The organism is Halostagnicola sp. A-GB9-2, from assembly GCF_030068615.1.
Classification (GTDB): domain Archaea; phylum Halobacteriota; class Halobacteria; order Halobacteriales; family Natrialbaceae; genus Halostagnicola.
This window is the reverse complement of record NZ_JASJOC010000010.1, coordinates 16,520-32,922: the sequence shown is the minus strand read 5'-3', so window position 1 is coordinate 32,922 and position 16,403 is coordinate 16,520. Positions and strand designations below refer to the sequence as shown.

Annotated in this window: 16 protein-coding genes; 3 read left to right on the top strand and 13 right to left on the bottom strand. The window is 58.1% G+C overall.

Annotated features, from left to right (window positions below; all coding sequences use genetic code 11):
• Positions 1–16: 16 nt before the first annotated feature.
• From QNM96_RS18455 to dgoD, 4 genes are all read right to left on the bottom strand, one after another.
• The gene (locus tag QNM96_RS18455; protein ID WP_283838197.1) at positions 17–928 is read right to left on the bottom strand and encodes a carbohydrate ABC transporter permease; all 912 of its coding nucleotides are present in this window, start codon (positions 926–928) and stop codon (positions 17–19) included.
• Positions 925–1,896: a sugar ABC transporter permease gene (locus tag QNM96_RS18450; RefSeq protein WP_283838195.1), complete on the bottom strand. Its 972-nt coding sequence runs from the start codon at positions 1,894–1,896 to the stop codon at positions 925–927. Before QNM96_RS18450 ends, QNM96_RS18455 begins: the two co-directional genes overlap by 4 nt.
• A gap of 12 nt (positions 1,897–1,908) precedes the next feature.
• Positions 1,909–3,186: an ABC transporter substrate-binding protein gene (locus QNM96_RS18445; RefSeq protein ID WP_283838193.1), complete on the bottom strand. Its 1,278-nt coding sequence runs from the start codon at positions 3,184–3,186 to the stop codon at positions 1,909–1,911.
• Between the two features lie 151 nt (positions 3,187–3,337).
• Entirely contained in the window at positions 3,338–4,492 is a 1,155-nt protein-coding gene (gene dgoD, locus QNM96_RS18440; RefSeq protein ID WP_283838192.1) for a galactonate dehydratase, read from the bottom strand.
• A 193-nt stretch (positions 4,493–4,685) separates the two neighbouring features.
• Between dgoD and QNM96_RS18435 the strand changes: the two genes are divergently transcribed.
• The gene (locus QNM96_RS18435) at positions 4,686–5,414 is read left to right on the top strand and encodes a helix-turn-helix domain-containing protein (protein ID WP_283838191.1); all 729 of its coding nucleotides are present in this window, start codon (positions 4,686–4,688) and stop codon (positions 5,412–5,414) included.
• Between the two features lie 619 nt (positions 5,415–6,033).
• Entirely contained in the window at positions 6,034–7,146 is a 1,113-nt protein-coding gene (locus QNM96_RS18430) for a recombinase XerD (protein ID WP_283838189.1), read from the top strand.
• Positions 7,147–7,245: 99 nt separating this feature from the next.
• Here QNM96_RS18430 and QNM96_RS18425 read toward each other — a convergent pair whose 3' ends face one another.
• From QNM96_RS18425 to QNM96_RS18385, 9 genes are read right to left on the bottom strand one after another with little or no spacing between them, the layout of a single operon-like run.
• Positions 7,246–9,087 (bottom strand): Na(+)/H(+) antiporter subunit D, encoded by a 1,842-nt coding sequence (locus QNM96_RS18425; protein ID WP_283838188.1) that lies wholly within the window; start codon positions 9,085–9,087, stop codon positions 7,246–7,248.
• Positions 9,084–10,988, bottom strand: a complete 1,905-nt coding sequence (locus QNM96_RS18420; protein WP_283838186.1) for a proton-conducting transporter membrane subunit — start codon at positions 10,986–10,988, stop codon at positions 9,084–9,086. Before QNM96_RS18420 ends, QNM96_RS18425 begins: the two co-directional genes overlap by 4 nt.
• Positions 10,988–12,538: a proton-conducting transporter membrane subunit gene (locus QNM96_RS18415; RefSeq protein WP_283838184.1), complete on the bottom strand. Its 1,551-nt coding sequence runs from the start codon at positions 12,536–12,538 to the stop codon at positions 10,988–10,990. Before QNM96_RS18415 ends, QNM96_RS18420 begins: the two co-directional genes overlap by 1 nt.
• Positions 12,531–12,902: a cation:proton antiporter subunit C gene (locus QNM96_RS18410; protein ID WP_283838183.1), complete on the bottom strand. Its 372-nt coding sequence runs from the start codon at positions 12,900–12,902 to the stop codon at positions 12,531–12,533. Before QNM96_RS18410 ends, QNM96_RS18415 begins: the two co-directional genes overlap by 8 nt.
• Positions 12,895–13,389, bottom strand: a complete 495-nt coding sequence (locus QNM96_RS18405; RefSeq protein ID WP_283838182.1) for an MnhB domain-containing protein — start codon at positions 13,387–13,389, stop codon at positions 12,895–12,897. The genes QNM96_RS18410 and QNM96_RS18405 overlap by 8 nt, the downstream gene beginning before the upstream one ends.
• On the bottom strand, positions 13,389–13,928 hold the full coding sequence (locus QNM96_RS18400; protein ID WP_283838181.1) for a DUF4040 domain-containing protein: 540 nt from the start codon (positions 13,926–13,928) through the stop codon (positions 13,389–13,391). Before QNM96_RS18400 ends, QNM96_RS18405 begins: the two co-directional genes overlap by 1 nt.
• The gene (gene mnhG / locus QNM96_RS18395) at positions 13,925–14,260 is read right to left on the bottom strand and encodes a monovalent cation/H(+) antiporter subunit G (protein WP_283838280.1); all 336 of its coding nucleotides are present in this window, start codon (positions 14,258–14,260) and stop codon (positions 13,925–13,927) included. The genes QNM96_RS18400 and mnhG overlap by 4 nt, the downstream gene beginning before the upstream one ends.
• 14 nt (positions 14,261–14,274) lie before the next feature.
• Complete coding sequence (locus tag QNM96_RS18390; RefSeq protein ID WP_283838180.1) at positions 14,275–14,556, bottom strand: cation:proton antiporter; 282 nt, start codon at positions 14,554–14,556, stop codon at positions 14,275–14,277.
• A complete protein-coding gene (locus QNM96_RS18385) occupies positions 14,553–15,584 on the bottom strand; it encodes a monovalent cation/H+ antiporter subunit E (protein WP_283838179.1) in 1,032 nt (343 codons plus the stop codon). The genes QNM96_RS18390 and QNM96_RS18385 overlap by 4 nt, the downstream gene beginning before the upstream one ends.
• Positions 15,585–15,939: 355 nt before the next feature.
• Here QNM96_RS18385 and QNM96_RS18380 point away from each other — a divergent pair, with 355 nt between their 5' ends.
• Complete coding sequence (locus QNM96_RS18380) at positions 15,940–16,296, top strand: (2Fe-2S) ferredoxin domain-containing protein (RefSeq protein WP_283838178.1); 357 nt, start codon at positions 15,940–15,942, stop codon at positions 16,294–16,296.
• Positions 16,297–16,403 lie beyond the last annotated feature (107 nt).

The window sequence follows — 16,403 nt, the reverse complement described above, 5'->3', positions numbered from 1 at the left end:
TCCATCTGTCTACCGATCATACGCGAACCCCCTCCGCGAACTTGTCTGCGAACAGGAGATAGACGATCAACGTCGGGATTGCCGTAATCAGCGCACCCGCCATTCGAAGCGGGTAGTCGACACCCTCGAGCGCCTCACCGAGCCCCGACAGGATCAATGTCGCCGAGGCGGCGGAATCGTTGACGCTCCCGATGATCGTCAGCGAGAACAGGAACTCGTTCCAGATCTGGGTGAACTGGAAAATAAACACCACTGCGAACATCGGTATCGAGAGCGGCAACACGATGCGTCTGTAGATTCGCCAGACCGACGCGCCGTCGAGCCTCGCAGCCTCGATCATCTCCCAGGACATCGTTTTGTACTGGGATCGGAACAGCAACGTACAGATCGGTATCCCGTACGCGGTGTGGGTGATGATGAGCTCGAGAATCGTCGCGTGGTGTGAGGACAGAATCAGTCCGAGCCTGTGGTCAAGCATCGCGTACTGCGACCAGAACTGGGTGAGCGGAACGATAACCGCCTGATACGGGATGAAGATCCCCGCGATAAAGAGGACGAAAACCGCAACCTGCCCGCGCCAGTTAACGAGCGTTAGTCCGTACGCGGCCATGCTTCCCAACACCGCACAGAGAACCGTCGCGGGAACGGTGAACAGGAGACTATTGATGAGTCCCTGTGAAAGGGCGTTAAACGCGAACTCCCAACTCTCGAGGGTTGCACCGTTGGGACCTGGCGGCGCGAACGGTTGCGTGTTGATCAACGCATCGGAGGTCTTGATCGACGTAACGAATCCGGATTGGACTGGGACCAGATAAAAGAGGACCAGTCCGACCAGTGACGTATACAGACCTGCCTGAGTGAGTGAGATTCGATCGAGTACACGCTCGTCATCGGTGCTTTGACCTGCCGAAAGTGTTTCTTCGCTCATAGGTTACCTCGCTTGTACTGGGTGTACAGGTACGGCGCGATCACGGCCAGTGAAAGGATGAACAGCGTCAGTCCGATCGCGGAACTGTAGGCCCACTCGGAGTTATTGAATCCCTCGCGCATCATCTTGGTCGCAAGGATATCCGCTCCCTGTCGAGGCCGGTAGCCGTCGAAGACCGCGTACAGGAAGTCGAACGCCTTCAGTGCGAACAGCACCAACACGACCGTTGCACTGACTATCGCGGGACGCAACTGCGGAACAATTACGCGCCAATACATCCGGAACGTTCCCGCACCGTCGACTCTCGCGGCTTCGTACTGCTCGGTCGGAATCGACCGGAGCGCAGCAAGATAAATAACCATCGTATAGCCGCTGAACTGCCATACAAGTGCGAATATGACGGACCCAAGCACCAGTCGCGGGTCGCCAAGCCAGTTGTACGGTCCGAGACCGAACAATCCGATGAACTGATTAACGATTCCGTCATTGACGTTGTACATCCACCGCCAGAACTGCGCCGTGACGATGAACGACAGTGCAAACGGAAGCAGGTATATCGTACGGAACGCTCGACCGAAGCGAATCTCGCGGTCGAGCAAAATCGCCAGTACGAGTCCGAGAGCTAAACACGCGATCGTAAAGACGACGAGAAGGACGACTGTGTTCCAGGTCGCCTCCCAGATAGCCGGGTCCTGAACCATCCGCGAGTAGTTTTGGAGTCCAAGGTTGGTATAATCTGGACCGCCGAATCCGGAGTAATCCGTCAGCGAAAGAAGGAAGTTCCAGCCGATTGCCCCGTAGACGAACAGACCCATAAGGATGAGCGGGGGCCCCCAGAACGGCGCCGACTGAAGGAAATCACTATCGAGCCACCGCTTAACGGTCGAGCGTTCGTCTGTCGTACCACCATCCGTCCGGATGCGTCGCTTGTTCCGTATGGCACGTAAAATCGCTACAAGACGTTTCATGTGGTTTGTGAATTATACCGCGTTCATGAAGCCTTCGGTTGCATCGTCGACGTCGAATGGATCGGCGAAGTTATTGTTGAGAACTTCCTCGAGAGACGACTGCGTGCTCTGGTCGACGGCGAGTCCGTGGGCGAGCGTTGGCGGTTTTTCGGAGGCGGTCTCGAAGTCCTCGATTGTTTCCGTGAGGTATTCGTTGAACTCCTCCGTCGGGACACCTTCCCGAGTCGGGATTGAACCCTTGTACTGGTTAAACTCGACCTGTGCGGTTTCTCCACCGGCGAACCGGAGGAAAGTTGCCGTCTCCTCCGGGGCCGGGTTATCACCGGGGTAGATGAACGAATCGATGTGCAATCCGTACATGTCTTCAGTACCCGGGTATCGGATGGCGTCCCACTCCTCACCGTACTCGATGTCTTCGTTATTGATGTAGGCACCCGCAACCCAGTTACCTTCGTGAATAAACGCGGCATCGCCGCCCATGATATCCTGGTTAACCTCGGTGAAGCCGACCGAGGCTGCGTCGTCGTTGATGTAGTTATCGAGGATTTCCTCGAGGGTTTCGAACGTCTCGCGGACTGCGTCTTCGTCTCCATCGCCCGCGATGAAGTCCATGTAGGCATCGTATCCCTGCGTACTGAGCATGACGACCGCCCAGGTTTGCAAGATCGCCCACGCCTCGAGCGACATTGCAAGCGGCGTCGCGTCCGTTTCGGAATCGACCGTATCGAGCGCATCGATCAGCGCATCGATATCGTCGAGTGAGTCCGGATCGACACCGGCGTCCTCGAGAACTTCGACGTTGTAGAAGAGGTCGTTCATTCGGTGGGAGCCGATCGGAACGGCAGAATACCCACCATCGAACTGGCAGGCCTCGACGGCTTCCTCGACGTGTGCGTCCGCAAGATCAGCTTCGTCCCACACCTCCGACTCGATATCCCCGAGAACGCCGTCGTACTGTTCTAAGTTTGCACCTGGCCAGCCGGCAAACGAACCCGGCGGGTTGTCGCTGTTGAACCGCGTTGCAACCGTCTGATCGAGGTTTTCGTTTCCGCCACCACCGATCGCCTGGTCGTCGAGATCGATATCCGGATGTTCCTCTTCGAACGCGGCGAAAAGTGCTTCTTCGGCTTCTGCACCGTCTCCACCGGTCCAACCATGGAGGACCTCCAACGTGTTTTCGTCGTCCTCGTCTCCCGTGAGACAGCCTGCAAGTGCCATCATCCCGGCAGCACCTGTTACCCCTGCACCCTTTAGCACCCGTCGTCGCGAATGCGTGTCATTATTGGACATAATACGCTCATCTATGCTGAGGGATCAATCTTACTTAACGTTTATGATGATATTCGTATTTATCACCTTTTATAAAACGAGACGAACGTGCGCTCGAGAGGACCCATCAGCGAACTATTCGGTCCTCACCACTCAGCGAACTATCCGTTCCTCACCACTCAGCGATGCTTCCGTCGTCGTGGCGCCAGATCGGATTGTGCCAATCGACGTCGTTTTCTGCCTGTTCGCGGATGTACTCCTCGTCCAGTTCAATACCGAGACCCGGTTTATCGGGAACGGTGACGTACCCCTGCTCGTAGTCGAACACGTCGCCGTCAGCCAGATAGTCGAGGACGTCGTTCGTTTCGTTGTAGTGGATATTCAGGCTCTGTTCTTGAATAAGCGCGTTCGGAGCACACATATCCACTTGCATACAGGAAGCGAGGGCAATGGGGCCGAGCGGACAGTGCGGGGCGAGCGCCACATCGTACGCTTCAGCCATCGACGCGATCTTGTTCACTTCCGTGATACCACCCGCGTGCGATAGATCGGGTTGGATAACGTCGACCGCACCGTCCTCGAACACCGACTTGAAATCCCACCTGGAGAACATTCGTTCACCGGTTGCGATCGGAATGGTCGTATGGGACGCGATTTCGGGCAACGCGTCGTTGTGTTCGGGAAGAACGGGCTCTTCGATGAACATCGGTTCGTGGGGTTCGAGCGCTTTGACGAGCCGTTTGGCCATCGGCTTCGAAACCCGACCGTGGAAGTCGACGCCGATATCGATTTCGGGGCCAACGCTTTCTCGAACTTCCCGAAGTCGGTCGACGGCAGACTGCACAGCCGCCGGATCGTCGAGGCGCTGAATCTCGGAGGTTGCGTTCATCTTCAGCGCGGTAAAGCCCTGTTCGACTTTTTCGGCCGCCGCCTCGCCGACATCTGATGGTCGATCGCCACCAATCCACTGGTAGACCCTGATTCGGTCTCGGGTCGCACCGCCCAGCAGTTCATACACCGGGGCATCGTAGTGTTTGCCCTTGATGTCCCACAGAGCCTGATCGATACCCGCGATCGCACTCATGAGAATCGGACCGCCGCGGTAAAAGCCACCGCGGTACATCGTTTGCCAGTGGTCTTCGATTTCAAAAGGGCTCTCGTTTAGAATATACGCGTCCATCAGTTCCTCTACTGCCGATCGAACGGTCTTGGCACGCCCTTCGATGACTGGCTCTCCCCACCCGACGAGACCATCGTCGGTCTCGACGCGCAAAAACAGCCATCGCGGCGGAACTTCGTACAGTTCGTAATCAACGATTTCGGTCATGGTAGTACGACTCGTTCTGAAGGTCAAAAGCGCATCACATGTACTTGTCGGTCGAATTCGCCAAACTGCGGCAGTTCACGATCAGTTCTACAACGAACAGAAAGACACGACGAGGAAAGGACCGCAGGACCGGCAATATCGTTCTCGAGAGGAGAACAGATTTATCACGCTAGACACCTATCGATCCATACGGATGGGAGACGGGACGTACACTATCAATGCGACGCAGACGAGTTTTGAAATTCTGGAACTGATTCGAGACGAGGGAGGGCTGACAACGACGGAGATCGCAGACGAGATCGACCTCGCAAAGAGCGCTGTACACAAGCACCTCCAGACGCTGACCGACCTCCAATATTTAACTCGAGCGGAGTACGAATACTCGCTCGGACTGCGATGTTACACGCTCGGGGTCGCTTCACGAGACGCCCACGTCCTATTCGAACCGGCAATCCCTGCGGTCGAAAATCTGGCGAGCGTAACCGGCGAACACGTGAGTATTGTCGTCGTTGAAAACGAGACAGCGTACTATCTCTACTCGTGTACGGGTCAGAATCAACAGAGTCAGACCGAGCGCGACGGTGAAATGGTGGATCCATACCGCTCGACAGCCGGCCACGCGATTGTCAAACGAAGTTCACAAACAGCGTACACTCCCGAAAAGACACATCCCGACACGAGGATCTCTCACGAGCAGGGAATCACGTTTTCGATCCAGACGGGTGAATCGCCCCAAAACGCCATCGCAGTTCCCGTTACCGGGCCCGACGAGCAACCGATCGGTGCCCTCGAAGTGACTGGTCCAGCTCGGCGAGTCAGCGGGAAACGATTGAAAGAAGACTTTGCGGGACTCGTCATTAGTGCCGGAGCCGCTATCGAAAAGCGCGTTCGAAAGAATCGCTCCGAAAGCAGTTCAAAATAGTAACTATTATAGTTGTTCTCGTTAGGATAACAAGTACGAGCCGCGACGTAGTAGACGAGTTAGTCCTTATCGTTACATATATATGATTGTAATAGATTCGATTAGCGATTTTCCCACACGGAAACGAGAACGGTTGTTCTCGAGACGAGAACACAATGGCTCCTCGAGTGAGAAACGACGTTCTCCTAACAGGTGTGCTATGAATCACTACGAAAAACAGTACTATGAAATATAAATCGGATTAACTAACAAAATAATTATATTTGTGAAAACTCGAATACGGGCACAAATTCTGAGTCTAATTGAGTTTACAATGGTTTGGAGTTTTTCCTTCAAAATATACATTCCAACCATACATATAAACTATTTTAGTTTATTGGAAACTGCGATCACCCTATGTCTTATTGACAACATTTCAATAGATCTGTGTAGAGGGAGCGGTCAGCGATTCAAAAGGGACGGAACACCGAAACACAAATTTATAGGATGGATCCACTAGGAAACGAACGAATGGCTTGGGATGGGTATTCAAGTAACGATCTCCGTTTACAGTCAACAAAACGGTATCCAAAACGTCGCCCGCGAAGCCAGCGAGACGAACAATGGTGGCGATAAATCCATGTCAAAAGTCAATATCTCGGACGCCGTGGATGCATACTTACAGCGCAAGTCGGTTGGTGATAGCGCTGAGTCTGGGTCCGGAGCCTACGCGTCGAACGCCGAATCGATCCTCCATCGGTGGGTAACGTGGCTCGAGACGGAACAAAACACGACAGCGTTGCTCGCGCTCGACCGGCGGAATCTCGAGGCGTACGCCCGAGAGCTGGCAGATCGAACGGAGCGGGGAAAGTACGCCCCGTCCACCGCTCGAACGTATTACGCAGTTGTCCGCGCGTTTCTGTCGTGGTGTGTCCGGGGTGGATTACTCGAGACGAATCCAGCGTCCACCCGGAACGCGCAGGCGATTCTGCCGGTCGAAACCGACACGCAAACAGACGAGTTCTGGACGGACCGCCAACGGCAAACACTCGAGGAGTACGTTCGAGCGAGAGCGCTCGAGTCACTCCACGAAAACGAGGGGAATAGACGGAGTCGGCTTCGAGAGTACGCGGTCGTCGCGCTGTTAGCGCACACTGAAATTCGGGGCTCGGAGCTGTTCCGCGCACCGGATGACACTCGACGCACCGGTGCGACGTGGAACGAGGTGGACTTTTACACCGGAACGATACAGGTTCTCGGAAAATCACAGCGCTTCGAGGCCGTCCCCCTCCCAGCACGGGCTCGAACCCCCCTCCGTCGGTACCGAATAGCGCTCGACCCGCCGACGAACGAGTGGCCGTTATTCCCGACGCGACACGCACCTTCGATCGCCAACCACGTTCGCGAGGCACTTGCCGAACGCGGATACGACGAGGCTGAGATCGACTCCCTGTTCGAGGAGACGACGGCAAAGTCACTCCTCCGGGAGCACGCTATCACGCCGCCGGCCATCACGACCGAAGGGGCTCGAACGATCCTCAAGCGCCTCTGCAAGGACGCCGGGATCGACGTCGACGGCGAATATCTCACCCCGAGCGGCGTCAGTCGCGACCTCGAGGCCCCCCGTCGCCGAGCCGCGACAGCTCCAACGAACTCACTTCGCGTCTCCTTTCTCGAGCAATCGATCGCCCTCCGAGAGGATCACTACCGAGTGATCGACGTCGCTTCGTCGAACGAGTCGCGGAACGATTGAACTCGAGACAACTCGCTATGCAGTGAAATTCTCCGTACTGATGATGGCTGTACTCGCTGAGAGCGACAACGAAGGCGATAACGGACGAATCCTGTCGATCTATACGAGAAGGAGGAGCATAATTGTCAAGATCACCGTTAGTATCAAGACGGTGAGCCCGATACTCGCCCGGAGGTGAATCGTCGACGGTCGACCGCCATCTGCAGGCTGGCGTTCCTCGAGTTCGACCATCCAGTCCGGCATGCGGCGACCGAGCGCGTCGACGGCCAGCACGGGGTTGTTACCGATCCAATAGACCTGGCGGACGAGGCCGACCGCGGCCGCGTCAACTGCGCGGTAGGTGTCCGTGACGGCGACCATCGATCCGCGACCGACGTAGTAGGTAGCCGGATTGACAAACATCGCTGGATCACCGAGGTCGAGTTTCGAGAGCGGCTTGCGGATGATCTTGAAGCCGACGACCGAAACGGTTGCCAATACGAGGAAGTCGAAGAGGTGGCCGGGGCTGTACGGATGCAGTGTCGTTTCAAAGTCCGGGGTGACGACCGCTGACCCGTCGACCAGTGGCAAGAGGTCAGTAAAGACAGGCCAGCCAATTATCGGTAGGCCGAGGACGAGACAGGCGCCACCGACGGAGAACATCGCTACAGTCTGGCCCGTTTCTGCGTCCTTGACCGTCCGATCGCTCGGCCCGTGAAGGAAGACGTAGAAGCCGAGTTTGATGAACGAAAGGAACGTTCCGATCGCACCGATAAAGAGCAACCAGTACAGCGCCTGATACTCCGGACCGCCGTAGTATCCCGGATCCGCGGCGTCGAGAACCATTCCTTTACTCACGAATCCGCTGAAGCCAGGAACGGCGGTAATCGAGAGCGCACCGACGAGGAACGCAATCGCAGTGAGCGGCATCTCCTTCCAGAGCCCACCCAGTTTGTACAGGTCGTTCTCCCCGGTTCGATAGATGACGACGCCGACGGCCATGAACAGCAGACTCTTGTAGAGAACGTTATTGAACAGGTGTCCCATCGCACCGGCGATACCGATGGCGGACCCAATTCCGATCCCTGCGACTATGTACCCGAGCTGGGCCTGAATGTGGTAGGAAAGTAGAGCCCGCATGTCGTGTTGAAGGAGAGCGAAGACGACGCCGTAAACGGCCATCAATCCGCCCATATACGCGAGATACAGATGGCCATCGGGGAATGCGCGGTAGAGGATCAACGCGCTTGTCTTCGTCGTGAATGCCGCGAGGAACACCGATGTCGCGAAGTGGGGCTTTGGATACGTGTCCGGAAGCCAGGTGTGAAACCCGACAAACGCGACGTTAACACCAATTCCGAGGACGGCCAGCAGCGCGGGCACCGTGTGTGCGATTCCGACACCGTCAGCAACGCCAGCACCGTACGTGAACTCGCCGACCTGCGCGTAGTGAGCCGTAACGGCGAACAGCAGGAGGCTCCCGCCGATACCGTGGGCGATCGCGTATCGGTACCCCGATCGGATGGCATCACCGCCGTAGTTCCAGATCAAGACCGTGCTCGTTACAGCCATCAGCTCCCACATGAACACCAATACGAGCCAGTCGCCAGCGAACGTCGCACCGATCGCCGAAGCAACGTAAGCGAGCGCAAAGGCTCCCTGCACTCGAGACGCCCCACTCGAGTAGGCGTAGATTACGGCGAACGTGCCGAGAAAGCCGAGCCCGAGCCCGACCAGTCGACTAAATTCGTCGACAAAGAACGGCTGAATGTCCGCGAATCCGAGGAACGTCGTCGTGAGGTACGCACCGTCTGGAATTAGGTACGCGATAACCGTCACCGCTGCGAGGCTCAACGCCCCGAGCGCGTAACCGAGCACCCTCGGGAGGACGAGCATGAACAATGCGGCTGCGAAGACGATCAACGGTGGATACGCGTGCGTAAGGATATCGAGTTCTGTCATGGGAGCACCTCTCCGGTGACTTCTTCGACGACGAAGCTAACTAGCTCGAGGAAGATCGCGTGATCGGGAACGACTCCAAGTACGACCGCACCGGTCACGATCACGGAAATCGGCATCAGCATGAGCCACGTGCTCTCGCTGAACGGCGAGTGGCGTTTCCAGCCACCCGACGGTGCACCGCCATGGTGATGGCCGTGTTCGGCGTGATCATCATCTGCGTGGTGATCGGTCTCGTTGTGAACGTCAGTGTCCTCAGTTCGGGCGTCGTCGCCATCACCGGCCGGTGGACCGAACGGAACGTCCGCATCGCTTGGATTCATATCGACCGCGAATCCGTCGTCCTCGTCGGCCGCTTCGTCGCTTTCACCGTCTTCGTCCGCGTCACGGTCACCACCGTCGGTCGCGACGTCTTGCTCACCGGGCATCACGCCGTAGGATTCGCGCTTGCCACCCGGCGGGAACTCGAGCAACGGTTTCGCGTCGTGGCGATCCTCGCTCTCGAAGAACGCGGTGTAGACGACCGGCCAGAGGTACGCGATATTGAGTACACCCGAAATGATCAGCGCGAGTGCGAAGGGCCAGTAGCCGACATCCATCGCGCCGATGAGCATGTAGAACTTGCTCACGAATCCGGCGACGAGCGGGATACCGGCCATCCCTGCCGCGCCAATCGCGAACGCTGACATCGTAAGCGGCATGCGTTTGCCGATGCCGGCCATCTCACTGACGTAATCGGTGTGTGTCTCGACGTGGACCGCACCGGCACAGAAGAACAGGGTGAGCTTTCCGAACGCGTGGGCGGGGATATGGAACAGCGCTCCCAAAATCGCGATCGGTTCGAGCATCGAGAGCCCGAGGACGATGTAGGAAAGCTGTGCGGTGGTCGAGTACGCCAGCCGACGCTTGAGGTGGTCCTTTCGGAGCGCGATGATACTCGCGGCGAGTAAGGTAAACGCCGCCAGTATCGCGACGGGAACGTTCAACCCGACTTCGCCGACCACCGGCACCGAGAGCGGGAGATCCTGAATCGTCTCGACGCCGTACACGTCGAGGATCACACGCGCGACCCCGAACGCACCGGACTTGACGACCGCGACCGCGTGGAGCAGTCCGGAAACGGGCGTCGGCGCAACCATCGCGTCGGCGAGCCAGGAGTGAAGTGGCATTACCGCCGCCTTCACGCCGAATCCGGCGATCAGAAGGAAGAACGCGGCCTGCGCGTAGATCTGGTTGTCCTCCTCGCCGGCAGCTTCGGCAACCGCTTCCATGCCGCCGGTCTGGAAGGCGACCGTGGGATCGCCGATGCCGGAGGTGAGCCAGTAGATCATAACGGTGCCGGCCAGGAGGAAGACGCCGCCGCCGAAGAACGTGTACGTGAGGTACTTCCGGCCGGCGATCCGGGCCTCGTCGTCCTCGTTGTGAGCGACCAGCGGGTAGGTGACTAACGAAAGAAGTTCGTAGAAGACGAAGATCGTCACCAGATTCGCCGAGAACGCGATCCCGACCGCGGTCGACAAACTCGCCGCGAAGGCGGCGAAAAACCTCGTCTGGGCATGTTCGTCGAGTCCGCGCATGTAACCGGCCGCGTAGAACGAGGTGAAGATCCAGAGGAAACTCGCGAGCAACGCAAACAGCATGCCGAGTCCATCGGCCTCGAGGGCGAAGTCGATCCCTGCAACGAACTCAACACCAAGCGAGTCCGAAAGACTCCACCGGTAGGTGTCGCCGCCGAGCACACCGGGAAGCATACTCACGACGATTCCAAATTTCGCGAGCGCGGCAAGCACGGACCAGCTTTCACGAACGTTCGGATAGCGATACGACGCGATAATCAATACCATCGCGATCGCCGAGACCAATACGGCCGCGAGCGGGCGGATGGACGTAATCGGATCAGTCATCAATTAAACACCTCATCGACGAACGGCTCGAGCAGTTCGAAGAACACGTCACCGGCGAATCCGAGGATGACTGCGATAATCGCAACGGAGACCACCAACGCAAGCATCCCGAGCGAAACTGCGTCCGGGGAGCCTCGAGTCTGCGAACTGGCACCACCGTCGGTGGCCACCGGAGATCCTGCGTCAGTCGAGCGATGCGAACCGGGATCAACGTTGCGGGCCGGTGTAAAGTACATCTTCTCGAGCAGGCGAGCGGCGTAGGCGAGCGTCAACATCGTACTGAGGAAGATGACTGCCGCGACCGACCAGGCCTGTGCCTCGACCGCGCCCACGGCGATGTACCACTTGCCGATGAAGCCGACTGACGGCGGGATGCCGATGAGCGCGATGAGCAAGACGGCCATTCCGGCAGCCGGGACCGGTCGGTGGTGTGCCAGCCCGGCGTATTCGTCGACGGTTCGTGCACCGTAGCCGATGGCGATGACGCCCGCGGCGACGAACAGCCCGGCTTTCATCACGCCGTGGCCGATCAAGTGAATAATCGCTCCAGTTAGTGCGGTCTCGGTGACGACACCGTACGCGGCGACGACGAGACCGAACTGCGAGACCGACGAGTAGGCGAGCATCCGTTTGACGTCCTGCTGGATCACCGCGAGGGTGCTCCCCGCGATAACGCTGATCGATCCGACGGTAACGACAATTTCCCTGGCGTAGGGCGTCTGAATCAAGAATTCGGGTCCGAAAACGTCGAACATGATCCGAGCGAGCGCGTACGCCGAAACTGTCGACACGAGGGCGGCGATCAGCGGCGTCACGCCGTCCGGAGCGTGTTGATACGCGTCGGGTTGCCAGGTGTGAAGCGGCCACTGTGCGACCTTGATCGCGAAGCCGACGAACATAAAGGCGAAGGCGGCTCGGATGAGATTCAGCTGTTGGTCGTCGAGTCCGCCGTTCTGGATGACATCGGCCAACTCCATCATATTCAACGTCCCGGTTGCCATGAACAGGAAGCCGACGCCGATCAGGTAGATCGATGCGCCGACGGTACCGAGGATAAGGTACTTGAGAGCCGCGACGGCCGATTCGGGACCGTCGCCGCTCGAGATCAGGGCGTACGTTCCGAGCCCGACGATCTCGAGGAAGACGAACATGTTGAACACGTCGCCCGTGAGCGTGAGTCCGAGAAGACCGCCGACGAGCAACAGGTACCCGGTGTAGAACGTGTTTCCGCGCGGACCGGCGAGGCGGGTAAACGCGAGCAAGCCGGCCGCTGTCGCCGTGATGAGGACGACGATGAGCATCGAGAGCTGGTCAGCGATGAGGACGATCCCGAACTGCTCGTCCCAACCGCCGAGTCCGTAAATCTCGGCCGATTGGGTGCTATAGACCCGCTGGGCCAGGATCAGGCTGGCCGCGAAGAGGCCCGTCGTAGTAAGTGCGGTAACGGACCAACCAGTTCGCTCGAATCGAAGGCCGAGCACGATGGGGAGCGTGGCCAAGAGGATTGGAGCGACGACGAGCAATACCGGGATCAGTTCGACGTTACTCATCGGATCGCACCTCCCGAAGGGTGTCCTCGCGGAGCGTTCCATACTCCGAGTAGATTCGAACGATCAGTGCTAGTCCGACCGCGGTGAGTGCGATCCCGACGACAATCGCCGTGAGCACGATCACGTGGGGAAGCGGACTCGCGACGAGGAGTTCGCCCGGGTTTGAATCGGCGGGCACGACGGGCGAAGACCCGCCCTCGACGTAGGCCACCGAAACGAAGAACAGGAATATCGCCGTCTGGAACAGGTTGACCCCAATCAACTTCTTCACGAGGTTCTCGTTGGCGATCATCATGTAGAGTCCCACACCGAGCAGGACGAACATCAGGACGTACGCGTACCGTGTAGCGAGTAAGTCAATCATCGTCAGTCACCTCCGAAGGATCTCGAGTGCGGCGTTCGGGTGTAAAGCCCGCCGCCGTCGCGAAGAACAGCGTGACGACGACGCCGGCGACGATCAACGCGATCCCGCCGATCTCGATCGCTTCCATTCCCCAGACCGTTCCGTCGGGGATACCGAGTTCTGTCTCGAACAATCTGTACTCGAGGAACGATCCGCCGAGGGCCATCGTCGCGAGGCCGACGCCGACGAAGATGGCAACACCGCCGGCGACGAGGCCGACGATCGCGGAATTTTTGAGCCACTTTCGAGTCGGCTCGATGCCGAAGGCGAACGCGAGCATGAGGACCGTAACCCCGATAATCGCACCGCCCTGGAAGCTCCCGCCGGGCGTGTCGGCCCCGTGGAGGGCCATGAACATGCCGTACGTGAGCGTAAACGGGGCGATGATCTTCACCGAGGTCAGGATAACCTGGCTCTCCGTGTAGGTGTCATCGTACTGGTCGGCCATCAGACGAACACCTCCCGTTTGAGGACCAGCAGAACGGCGATCCCTGCGGCGAAGACGACGACCGCCTCACCGAAGGTGTCGAACCCACGGTAGGACGCGAGGACGGCGGTGACAGCGTTTTGCACGCCGGTGTCGTCGTACGCGTTCTGGATGTAATACTGAGTGACTTCCTCGTTCGCCCACGCTGGAGCGGTCTGAGAGCCAACCTCGTACATGTCGGGCAACACGGTTGCCAACATGACGAGAACGAAGCCGCTCACGACGACAACCGCCGGGACGTTGATCCGCTCGAAGAGTTGGTCAGTTGGTGGCCGAGAGGTTCGCGCAATCGTCAAGAGGAGGAGTATCGTCGTAACACCAGCGCCGATTGCTGCCTCGGTCATCGCGACATCGGGTGCGAGCAGGTACGTATACAAGATCGCCATTCCGAGACTATAGGCTCCGAAGACGACGATCGCAGAGAGCACGTCACGAAACAGCGCCGTCGCGATAGCCGTGAGCAGGATGAACACCGCGAGCGTGTACGCGACGAGACTCATTGGTCATCACCCTCGGTATTGTCGTCGTCTTTTTCCCACGGCGTAACGCCCGACTCCGCCGCCGAACGGGCGATCGCGTGGGCCGCTGTTGGGTTCGTGATGAATACGAAAAACAGCAACAGGACGGTATAAGCCGTCGCGTTCTGCCAGCCAAGCGCCAGCGCGACGGCCGCGAGTGCCAGCCCCGCTCCCAGGGTGTCAGTCTGGGATGCGGTGTGTGCACGCGCGAAGATATCCGGTAACCGAAGGACACCGACCGTCGAGACGAGCGTGAAAAACAGTCCGAATGCTAACAGGATGACGATAGCCATGAACTGCACGTCCGTCAACAGGGTAACGATATCGGTCATAGGACCCCACCCCGTTCGACCGTGAACTTCGAGATGGCGATAGCCATCAGGAAGTTGAGCAACGCGTAAATGAGCGCCACGTCGAGGAACCACGGCTGATCGAGCCCGGCTGCGAGCAGGGCGAGGATCACGACCGTGTTCGTCCCGAGGACGTTCACGGCAAGCAGTCGATCCTGGGTCGTCGGCCCCGCGACGGCGCGGTAGAACATTGCGATTGCGAGAACGACGAACAGGGCTGCCGCCACGAGAAAGATGTCATTAATGAGTTCAGTAGTCATAGGTCCTCACCCTCGATTATTTCGGTGTCTCCACGTTCTTTCGGCGTCGCGATAGACGCGGAGTCGCGACCGTGGAACACGAACCGGACCGCACGCTCGAGACTGCCGTCGAACAGGTCCTCACGTGCGCTCGGAATCAGCGTGTGCACGATCAGCCGTTGATCGTTCGCTCGCACGGCAAGCGTTCCGGGTGTAAGCGTTATGCTGTTTGCGAGCGCGAGCAACGGAAGTCCACTGCGAACGCGGGCATTTACCCTCGTTAGCGACGGGTCGATCGGCATCGACGGTCGCAGGATAACGACCGAGATCGCCAGGTTGGCCTTGACGATTTCGAAGATCAAATACGGCACGTAGAGGCCAAATCGGAGGGTCCGAAGCGGAGACTTGATCCGATCGGGGGCGACAGTGAAGGTGATATTTGAGAGCGTGAGAGAGACGATACCCGCGACGGCCGCACCCGTTACGAGATCGAACCAGTACGTCGGATCGCCCAGAATAAGGTAGAATCCGTAAGAAACCCAGAAAAGTGCAAACATTCGGTCGAAACTCGCCTGTCCGACAAGTCGTTCGTGCTTGGCCGGTCGTTCGACCGGAGCTTCGTCGTACTCGAGCCCGACGTTCGACAGTTCACGCTCGAGCGGTTGGAGCATCGGTGCGGTCACGCCGGGTTGGTATTCAGGATCGAGGACGACGCAATCGATACCATACTCGCCCGCATAGGTTGCAAACTCTTCGGCGTACTCTCGAGGACCAAATAGGTACTCTTTCGTCCCGAGAACGGCCGTGTGAACCGAAACGCTCACACTGCCGGCGTCCTCGTGGACCCAACTTGCCGCCCGTTCGAGGAGTTGTTCGGCTTCGCCAATAATCGATTCGCCTGCCGGGCCGTCACCGTCATGTGGGATCGCAACCACGAGGTGACACTCGAGTTCGTCGGCGTCCTCGAGAGCGGACTGGACGGCGTACCCGACCGTCTGACGGACAGTAACCGTGTCCGACAGCGGAACGAGTATTTTGTTAGCCGCCACGGCACGTCCCTCCGGGAGACCGTCGTGTGTTTGTCATAGCTTTACTGCTGTTACTCGACCCAAGCGGTACCCGTAGGAAAACTATTTCGTTATGAACCGGAGACGCAGGCGGGTTTGCGGAAATATCTGCAGTGACCGCCGTGAGACGTGGTCGCGACGAAACCCATTATTGACCGAATAGTGAGATTTTGATTAGATATCGAAACATTTAGTCACTTCCCACATATGTCAATTCATCTCATTTAGTGGAAAACACCCCGGCGCGCCGGCAGAGATAAAGTAGACTTTTATTAGATAAAGCATATTTGAGTACCATGCCAGTGAACCGAGGATTGCAATCGAACGGTGGCGACGAATGAAGCGACGGACGGACGAACAGCGTGAGCGACTCGAGCAGTTCGTCTTCGTCTGTACGAACGACCGAGATTCGGAGCACGCCTGTTGTGGCGACGTCGGCGCGACCGAGACGCTCGAGGCCATCAAATCCTGGCTCCGAGAGCGAAACGCCTTCTGGTCCCCGATCGGCGTCACCACGACGGGTTGTCTCGGACTCTGTAGTGAAGGAGGGACGGCGATAACGATTCAGCCCCGAAACGAATGGTACTCGGATATCCAGCCTGAGGACGTTCCAGCGTTGCTCGAGGACGAGTTCGGTCCGGACGCAGAGTGGGTTGGCGAGTCGCCTGCGGATAAGAGTCGAAACGAATCTTGACTGTTCGATATTCCCATTGCTCGAGTCGCCGGAGAGAGATCCACGGGCCGCAAAAATCCCGCTGACGACGAGAAACGTCGGCAGTGAAGCACAAGAACGCCGCCCGC